We start from the raw sequence: 9,051 nt of genomic DNA, 5'->3' as shown, positions 1-9,051 counted from the left end.
CGGCGAGTGGAGCGGATGCCCGCGGAGAGGGGGTCGCCCGGCCGGCGGCCGGTGCCGGTGCGGCCGGGCCGTAGGCGAGGGTGAAGGCGGGGCTGCCCTGGCCCACATTGCCCGCGGCATCCTGCTGCACCGCGATCACGGCGTACGAACCGGCGGCCACGCCGCCGGCGGAACAGGTCCAGGAGCCGCCGGCGACGACGCCGCTGCAGACCGAGTACGCGCCCGCGAAGACCGTCACGGTCGAACCGTTCTCCCCGGAACCGGCGTAGGTGGCCCGGTCCAGCGGCACCCGTCCGCCCGCGGCCGGCTCGGTCACGGTCGGCGGCGCGGGCCGGTCGACGTCGAACAGGAGGGCGATGGCGGCGCTCTCGTTCGACCAGGAGGGCAGGCTGAAGGTGGCCTGCTGGGCTGCCGTGACCTCGGCGGCCCCGCTGGCAAGGCGCCCGCCGAATGCGCAGGTCCAGGCGCCGGAGGTGTCGGCCGTCGCCGTGCAGCGATTGCCGTCGGCCAGGCGGACGATGACGGATGCGTTCGGGTACGCCGTCCCGCGCACCACGCCGTTCGATGCCGCCTGGCCGCTCGGCCCGCCGGTCACGACCGGTGCGGCCAGCACGGCGATGGTCTGCTCCGCGGCGAAGGCCGGGTCGGCGGTGACCACGACCCGCAGCCGCACCGACGGGCCGCTGGGCAGGCGCACCCCCGTGCAGCTCCACTCCGAGGAGTCGTCGACGACCAGGATGCAGGACGGGTCCTCGCCCGGGAACGCCGACAGGAGCTGGATCTCCTGGCCGGGCTCGCCCGTGCCGGAGACGGTGGTGCTGCCGCTGCCGACGAAACTGCCCGGCCGTGGACCGGTGATCGTCGGTGAGACGGTGGGCGGCGCCGACGACCGGGTCGGCGCCGGTGTCGCTGCGGGGGTCGCTGCGGGGGTCGGCGCGGGGGCCGGCGTGGGGGAGGAGGTGGCGGCGACCGCGGACCCGACGGAGCCGCCCGCCAGGAGGGCCGGAACGAGGAAGCCGAGCAGAAGGACCCCTGCAAGGAGACGGCCGGCGCGGTAGGACCGACGGGCCCGCGATGAGCCCGATCCGGTGAAGCGTGTCCCAACCATGATTTCCCCCCGTGACCATTTCAGGGGGTGGGGGCCTCAAAGTCAACGCCGGACACGCCGTGCCGGTTGCACCGCGACACATTCGTGATCTTCCGGGCATGGTGCATACTGAAAAATCGGGTCATCTGTCCCGCCCACCAACCAGAACGGGACGGCGCATGAGCGCACCGAACCTACTCGCGGGCTCCGGCTCCGGCTCCGTCTTCGCCGAACCGAACCGGCGCGTTCCCGGGCGCTGGATCGCCGTCTTTGCGACGGCCTGGCTCGGCATCTGGATGGCGCAGCTCACCCCGGTGCAGCTCCTCCTGCCGGCCCAGATCGACCGGCGCCTCCAGCCCGAGAATTGGGTGGACAGCGTCGTGGCCTTCGGCGTGATCTCGGGCATCGCCGGCCTGTGCGCGATCGTGGCCTACCCGCTGACCGGGGCGCTGTCCGACCGCACGACCTCCCGGTTCGGCCGTCGCCGACCCTGGATCGCCGGCGGGGCGGTGCTCTTCGCGGCCGCCCTGCTGCTGCTCGGCGCGCAGACCACCATGCTGGGGATCGGGTTCTTCTGGGCGCTCGCCCTGACCGGTTTCTGCGTGATGACGGCCGCGCTCACCGCCACCATCTCGGACCAGGTCCCGGTCGACCAGCGCGGGTACGTGTCCGGCTGGCTGAGCGCCCCGCAGGCGGTGGGCATCATCGTGGGCCTGCTGCTCGTGACGATGCTGTTCACCGGCCAGTTCGCCGGCTATTTGGTCGTAGCGGTGCTCCTGCTGGTCCTGGCGGTTCCGTTCCTGCTGCTGCCCGACGCGGTGCTCCAGCCGCACCAACGCGCGCCGGTGACCGTGCTGGGCCTTCTGTCCAGCCTCTGGATCAGCCCGCGGGAGCACCCCGATTTCGGCTGGACCCTGCTCAGCCGGGTGCTGGTCAGCTTCGGCAACGCGTTCGGCACGACCCTGCTGCTCTACTTCCTGATGTTCGGGCTGAACGACGAGAATGCGGAAGACGACCTGATCCTGCTCACCCTCGTCTACATGGTGTTCGTGATCCTGGCGTCGATCTTCCTGGGCCGGTGGAGCGACGCGCTGGGCATCCGCAAGGGCTTCGTCTTCGTCGCCGCCGGCCTGCAGGGGTTCGCGGCGCTGCTGCTCGCCTTCATCCCCGACCTGGGCGTCGCGATGGTGGCCGCCGGCATCCTCGGTCTCGGCTACGGCTGCTTCCTCTCCGTCGACCAGGCGCTGGCCACCCAGGTGCTGCCCGACCCGGCCGCCCGCGGCAAGGACCTCGGCATCATGAACATCGCCACCGCGGTGCCGCAGGCGCTCGCGCCGCTGCTGGGGGCGTTCACGGTCGCCGTGGGCGGCGGCTTCCAGGCCCTGTTCGTGCTCGCGGGCCTCTGCGCCTTCGGCGGGGCCCTCGCGGTCACCCGGGTGAAGGCGGTGCGCTGATGGGCCTCGACCTCGGCTCCCGGCCGGCGTCGCAGCCCTGGCTGACCCCCGGGCAGTACTGGCCCGGACTGACCGCCGCCACGGCGCAGCTGGAGACCCCCGTCGCCGCCCTGCACCTGGACGCGCTGCGGCACAACACCCGGTCCCTCCTCGGTCGTGCGGGCGGCACCCCGATCCGGGTGGCGACGAAGTCGATCCGGGTGCGCGGCGTGATCGAGGCCCTCCTGACCCTCCCCGGTTTCCAGGGGGTCCTCGCGTACACGCTCGCCGAGGCGCTCTGGCTGGCCGAGACGGTGACGGATGTCGTCGTCGGCTACCCCACGGCCGACCGGTCCGCGATCCGGCGGCTGGGCACCTCGCCACACCTGGCCGCGACGGTCACGCTGATGATCGACTCGGTCGCGCAGCTGGACGAAATCGACGCCGTGCTCCCGCCGGCCGGCCGGGCCCCGATCCGGGTCTGCCTGGAACTCGATGCCGCCTGGGACGCCCCGGTGCTCGGCCACCTGGGCGTGTGGCGCTCGCCCGTGCACACCCCGGCGGATGCCCGCAGCCTTGCCGCCGCCGTCGTGGCCCGGCCCGGCTTCTCCCTGGTCGGCCTGATGGCCTACGAGGCGCAGGTGGCCGGAATCGGCGACCGCCCGGCCGGCAAACCGGTGCAGGGGCGGGTCAACCGCTGGGTGCGGCGGCGGTCCGTGGCCGAGATCGCGGACCGGCGCAGCGCGGCCGTCGCCGCGGTGCGCGAGATCGTCGCGCTCGAGTTCGTGAACGGGGGCGGGACCGGTTCGCTGGAGACCACCCGCGCCGACGCATCCGTCACCGACATCGCCGCCGGCAGCGGCTTCTTCGGCGGGCACCTGTTCGACCACTACGCCAGTTTCCGGCCCGCGCCGGCCGCCGCGGTCGCCCTCTCGATCGTGCGCAAGCCGAGCCCGGCCACGGGTACGCTGCTCGGTGGAGGCTGGGTGGCCTCCGGGGTGCCCGGCCGCGACCGCCTGCCGCGCCTGGTCTGGCCGGAGGGCCTGCGCCTGATGCCGCGGGAGATGGCCGGCGAGGTGCAGACCCCGCTGACCGGGCCCGGAGCGGCCGGCCTCTCCGTCGGCGACCGGGTCTGGCTGCGGCACGCCAAATCCGGGGAGCTGAGCGAGCACGTGAACGAATTCGCCCTGGTCGACAACGGGCGGGTGGTCGACATCCTGCCGACCTACCGCGGCGAGGGGAAGGCCTTCCTGTGAGTGCGAGCGGAGGGGTCTGGACCAACTGGGCCCGCAACCAGAGCGTGCGGCCGGTGCGCGTCGAACGGCCCCGCAGCGTCGGCGCCGTGCAGCGCGCGGTGGTGTCGGCCGGGAAGGCCGGGCTGCGGATCAAGGCGGTGGGGTCCGGGCACAGCTTCTCCGCGATCGCGGTGGCCGGCGGCGTGCAGCTGGACCTGCTCGACCTGGCCGGCCTGATCAGCGTCGACCCGGTTCTGGGCCGGGTCACGCTCGCCGCCGGCACCCGCCTGTTCGAGCTGCCGCGGCTGCTCGAACCCCACGGCCTGGCCCTGGCGAACATGGGCGACGTGGACCGGCAGACGATCTCCGGCGCCACCTCCACCGGCACGCACGGCACCGGCGGCCGTTTCGGCGGCCTCGCCACCCAGATCACGGCCCTCACCCTGGTCACCGGCGACGGCACCCTGCTGCGCGTGAGCGAGACCGAGAACGCCGAGCTGCTCCCGGCGGCCCGGCTCGGGCTCGGGGCGCTGGGCATCCTGGTGGACCTGACCCTGCAGTGCGTGCCCGCGTACCTGCTGCGCGCCGTCGAGGCCGCCGAACCCCTCGAGGAGGTGCTGGACACCTACCTCGATCGGTCGGAGAACCCCGACCACTTCGAGTTCTACTGGTTCCCGCACACGGACACCGCGCTGACCAAGACCAACACCCGACTCCCGGCGGACGCGGGCCGGTCCCCGCTCGGCCGGGTCTCCCGCTGGGTCGACGACGAACTGCTCGCGAACGGGGCCTACCGCGCCATCTGCGCGCTCGGCCGGCTGGTGCCCCCGGCGGTGCCCCCGTTCAACCGGCTCGCCACCCGCCTCAGCGGCCGGCGTGAATTCACGGATGTCTCCAACCGGGTGTTCGTGACCCGCCGCACGGTGCGCTTCCGGGAGATGGAGTACGCCCTGCCGCGCGAGCAGGTGCCGGCGGCGCTGCGCGAGGTGCGGGCCCTGATCGAGGAGCGCGGCTGGCGGATCTCCTTCCCGATCGAGGTGCGCTCCGCGGCGGCCGACGCCCTGTGGCTCTCCACCGCCAGCGGGCGGGACACCGGCTATATCGCCGTGCACCGCTACTTCCGGGAGGACCCGACCGAGTACTTCGACGCGGTGGAAGCGATCATGCGCGCGCACGACGGGCGCCCGCACTGGGGCAAGCTGCACGACCGGGACGCGGACTCGCTGCGCCAGAGCTACCCGCACTTCGGCGACTTCCTCTCGGTGCGTGACAGGCTTGATCCGGAGCGCCGCTTCAGCAACAGCTATCTGGAAAGAGTTTTGGGTCGATGAGCACCAAGCCAGTCAACAGCAACACCCCCGCGGCGCGCGCCTGGGAACACCGGGCCGCAGAGTTGGGCGACCGGCTCCCGGACGGTTTCGTCGTGGGCACGGCCACCTCCGCCTTCCAGATCGAGGGCGGGGCTCGCGAGGGCGGACGCGGGGAATCGAGCTGGGACCCGTTCACGGCGGCGACCGGCCGCATCCGTGACGGTTCGAACGCCTCGGTGGCGACCGACCACTTCACCCGGGTCGACGACGACGTCGTCCTCCTCCGCGAACTGGGCGGTGACGCGTACCGGTTCTCGCTGGCCTGGTCGCGGGTGCAGCCGGACGGCCGCGGGGCGCTCAGCCGCGCGGGCCTGGCGTTCTACGACCGCCTGCTCGACGGCCTGCTCGCGGCGGGTATCAGCCCGATGGCGACGCTGTACCACTGGGACACCCCGCTGAAACTCCGCGGAGGCTGGCTGAACCGCGACACCGCGATGCGGTTTGGTGACTACGCGCACCAGGTCGGCGAGGCCTTCGGGGACCGGATCGATTCCTGGGTGACCCTGAACGAGCCCGCGACGGTGACCCTGAACGGCTATGCCCTGGGCACCGACGCGCCCGGGGAGGCCCGGCTCTTCGGTGCCCTGCCGGCCGCCCACCACCAGCTGCTCGCCCACGGCCTCGCCGTGCAGGGGCTCCGCGCCGCCGATGTGCGCGGCGGCATCGGCATCGCCAACGCGCACTCGCCCGTGCAGGCCGCCAGCGGCCGGGAAGCCGACGAGGTGGCGGCGCAGCTGTTCGACGTGCTGCACAATCGGATGTTCGCCGACGCGGTCCTGCTCGGCCGCTACCCGGAACCGCCCGAACCGTACGCGGTCCCGCTGCGGCTGCTGCTGGAGACCGACCCCGACGACCTGCGCACCATCCGGCAGCCGCTGGACTTCTACGGCCTCAACTACGTGCAGCCGTCCCGGATCAAGGCCGGCCCGGCCGCGCCGAAGACCCCGCAGGGTCCGCCCCGGGAGGGGCCGGCCGAGACGGTGGTCGCGTTCCCCTTCCACGTGATCCCGTTCCGCGAGTTCCCGGTGACCGGGTCCGGCGCCGCCATCGCCCCGGAGTACCTCGGCGTGGCGCTGGGCGAGCTGCGGGACCGCTACAGCGACGACCTGCCGCCGGTGTACGTCACGGCCGGCGGCGCGGCCTTTCCCGACGTGGCCGACAAGTGGGGAGCCGTGCACGACCCGGCCCGGATCGACTACCTCGCCGAGCACCTCACGGCCGCGCTCGCCGCGGTCGCCCCGGGCGGCACCGCGGCCGGGGTCAGCCTCCGCGGCTACTTCATCTGGTCCCTGCTGGACAGCTTCGAGTGGACGGCCGGTTACACCCGCCGGTACGGGCTCGTGCACGTGGACTTCCTCGACGGAACCCGTCCCCGCACGCCCAAGTCCTCCTACCGCTGGCTGCAGAAGGTGCTCGCCGCCCGCTGACCCGCCCCCTTCCCCGTCACGCCTGCCTCGCTACCCAAATCCCGCCTGCCCGTGTGTGGCTAACTCAGGAGAAACGCGGCTACCGCGGGGTGCAAGCCGCGGACCAGTGCGACGGATGCCGCCACTCTGGCGGGATCTCCTGAGTTGGCCACGGGAGGGCAGAGCAGTGGATGCGCGCGGAGGGTGGTGGGCGCAGCGTAGGAGGCGGCTACGGGGTGCGGCGGCGCAGGGTGATCGAGCCGAGCACGACGGCGCCGACGATCCAGGCGCCGATGATCAGCAGCTCGCCGGCGACGTAGGCGGCATCCTGCGAATCGGTCGCCACCGCCCGAAGCGCGTCGACGGCGTGCGAGAGCGGCAGCCAGTCGCTGACCGCCTGAAGGGCGTCCGGCAACTGGTCGCGGGGGAGGAAAATGCCGCAGAGCAGGATCTGCGGGAAGACCAGCAGCGGCATGAACTGCACCACCTGGAATTCGGTGCGGGCGAACGCGCTGGCCAATAGGCCGAGGGTGGTGCCGAGAATCGCGTCGGCGACCGCGACGGCGAGCAGCAGCCAGATCGAGCCCTGGATCTCCAGCCCGCAGACCCAGACCGAGAAACCGACCGCGATCGAAGACTGCAGCACCGCGAGCAGACCGAACGCGAGCGTGTAGCCGAGGATGAAATCACCCTTGCCGAGCGGCATAGAGAGCAGCCGCTCGAGGGTTCCGGTGCGCCGCTCCCGCAGGGTCGTGATGCTCGTGACGACGAACATGATCGTGAACGGGAACAGGGCGATCATCGCCGGGCCGACCGTGTCGAAGACCCGGGTGTCGGAGAAGATCCAGGCCAGCAGCCCGATCAGCAGGCTGGGCACGGCCAGCAGGAGCACCACGGTGCGCGGGTCGTGCCGGATCTGGGTGAGCACCCGTCCGGCCGTCGCGAGGGTGCGGCGCGGATTCACGAATGGCCCGCGTCCGTCGGGCCGGCGGGGAACGTGTCATCGACCGACGGATGTGACGCGATCAGCGCGAGGAACGCCGCCTCGATATCGGGGGTGCCGGTGGTGCCCAGGAGACCGGCCGGTGTATCGTCGGCGAGGATCTCACCGCCGCGCATCAGCAGGAGCCGGTCGCAGCGGCTGGCCTCGTCCATCACGTGGCTGGAGACGAGCAGGCTCGTTCCGGCCGCCGCGAGGCGGTGGAACAGGCTCCACAGCTCCACCCGCAGCACCGGGTCCAGGCCGACCGTCGGTTCGTCGAGCACCAGGAGCTCGGGCGAGCCGAGCAGCGCACCGGCCAGGGAGACCCGGCTGCGCTGGCCGCCGGAGAGGGACCCGGCCAGCTGGCCCGCATACGGGGCCAGGTCGGTGGCGTCGATCACCCGGTCGACGTCGCCCAGGGGCACCCCGAGCACGGAGCGGAAGTACAGCAGGTTCTGGCGCACCGTAAGGTCGTCGTAGACGCTGGCATCCTGGGTGACGTAGCCGACCCGGCGCCGGAGCGGCGCGGAACCGGCGGGACGTCCGAGCACGGTCACGGTGCCGGACCGCACGATCTGAACGCCGACGATCGCCCGCATCAGGGTGGTCTTGCCGCATCCGCTGGGTCCGATCAGGCCGACGACCAGCCCGCTGGGCACCGTGAGGTTCAGGCCGTGCAGAACCGGATGCGCGCCGCGACGGGCACGAAGGTCGCGCACCACGACGGCGGAAGTTTCGGAGGTCACTCCTGCATTATTCGCCCGTGCTGCGGGAATGTCGATCAACCGCCGGGGCGATTCTTGGAGTCTGATGGGAAGCGGATGGGAGCCTCAGGACGCGCGGTTATGATGGTTACGAACTGCGAGTACGCCTCCGAGGCGAGCTTGTTCAGTCCGTGTCTCCTCTCTCAAACACAAGCTCAATCGCCCGCTCAGAATTGCCTCACCCGTCTCAAGGAGAAGCTGCCATGGAATGGCTCATCCCGGTCCTCATCATCGTTGTACTCGTCGCCATCGTCGGGATCTACCTGTGGGCTACCTACAATTCCCTCGTCACGCTCAAGGTTCGCGTCGACGAGGCGTGGAGTGACATCACGGTGCAGATGAAGCGGCGGGCCGACCTGATCCCCAACCTGATCGAAACGGTCAAGGGCTACGCCGCGCACGAGAAGGCGGTCTTCGAGAACGTCACCAAGGCGCGCGCCGAGTCGCTTAGCGCGCAGGGCCCGGCCGAGGCCGCCGCCGCGGAGAACCACATGCAATCCGCCCTGCGCAGCATCTTCGCCGTCGCCGAGGCCTACCCGCAGCTGCAGGCCAGCCAGAACTATCTGCAGCTCCAGGCCGAGCTGGTCGACACGGAGGACAAGATCCAGGCGTCACGCCGCTTCTACAACGGCGGCGTGCGCGAGCTCAACACGAAGATCCAGGTCTTTCCCAACAACCTGATCGCCCGCAATCTCGGTTTCACCCAGCGCGATTTCTTCGAGGTGTCCGACTCCGCCGCCATCGCGGAGCCGCCTCGCGTGCAGTTCTAGCGGC

General features: G+C 71.7%; 7 protein-coding genes and 1 pseudogene. 5 read left to right on the top strand and 3 right to left on the bottom strand.

The annotated features are described in order from the left end of the window. Positions 1–1,108 (bottom strand): annotated as a pseudogene (locus E3T37_RS09430) (hypothetical protein); the annotation flags it as partial. 158 nt (positions 1,109–1,266) lie between these two features. Here E3T37_RS09430 and E3T37_RS09425 point away from each other — a divergent pair. From E3T37_RS09425 to E3T37_RS09410, 4 genes are read left to right on the top strand one after another with little or no spacing between them, the layout of a single operon-like run. After that, a complete protein-coding gene (locus E3T37_RS09425) occupies positions 1,267–2,541 on the top strand; it encodes an MFS transporter (RefSeq protein WP_134366528.1) in 1,275 nt (424 codons plus the stop codon). Further along, positions 2,541–3,776: an amino acid deaminase/aldolase gene (locus E3T37_RS09420; protein WP_134366527.1), complete on the top strand. Its 1,236-nt coding sequence runs from the start codon at positions 2,541–2,543 to the stop codon at positions 3,774–3,776. Before E3T37_RS09425 ends, E3T37_RS09420 begins: the two co-directional genes overlap by 1 nt. Further along, on the top strand, positions 3,773–5,086 hold the full coding sequence (locus E3T37_RS09415) for a D-arabinono-1,4-lactone oxidase (RefSeq protein ID WP_134366526.1): 1,314 nt from the start codon (positions 3,773–3,775) through the stop codon (positions 5,084–5,086). The genes E3T37_RS09420 and E3T37_RS09415 overlap by 4 nt, the downstream gene beginning before the upstream one ends. Then, complete coding sequence (locus tag E3T37_RS09410) at positions 5,083–6,552, top strand: glycoside hydrolase family 1 protein (RefSeq protein WP_134366525.1); 1,470 nt, start codon at positions 5,083–5,085, stop codon at positions 6,550–6,552. Before E3T37_RS09415 ends, E3T37_RS09410 begins: the two co-directional genes overlap by 4 nt. Positions 6,553–6,760: 208 nt before the next feature. On the opposite strand, the gene E3T37_RS09405 is transcribed toward E3T37_RS09410, so the two are convergent. Beyond that, a complete protein-coding gene (locus tag E3T37_RS09405; protein ID WP_134366524.1) occupies positions 6,761–7,495 on the bottom strand; it encodes an ABC transporter permease in 735 nt (244 codons plus the stop codon). Next, positions 7,492–8,259 (bottom strand): ABC transporter ATP-binding protein, encoded by a 768-nt coding sequence (locus E3T37_RS09400; RefSeq protein ID WP_134366523.1) that lies wholly within the window; start codon positions 8,257–8,259, stop codon positions 7,492–7,494. The genes E3T37_RS09405 and E3T37_RS09400 overlap by 4 nt, the downstream gene beginning before the upstream one ends. A 221-nt stretch (positions 8,260–8,480) precedes the next feature. Here E3T37_RS09400 and E3T37_RS09395 point away from each other — a divergent pair, with 221 nt between their 5' ends. Continuing rightward, on the top strand, positions 8,481–9,047 hold the full coding sequence (locus E3T37_RS09395) for a LemA family protein (RefSeq protein ID WP_134366522.1): 567 nt from the start codon (positions 8,481–8,483) through the stop codon (positions 9,045–9,047). The last annotated feature ends 4 nt before the right edge of the window (positions 9,048–9,051 follow it).

Origin of the sequence: Cryobacterium sp. TMT2-10, from assembly GCF_004403075.1 — a bacterium.
Classification (GTDB): Bacteria; Actinomycetota; Actinomycetes; order Actinomycetales; family Microbacteriaceae; genus Cryobacterium; species Cryobacterium shii.
This window is presented reverse-complemented; position numbering and strand designations above follow the sequence as displayed.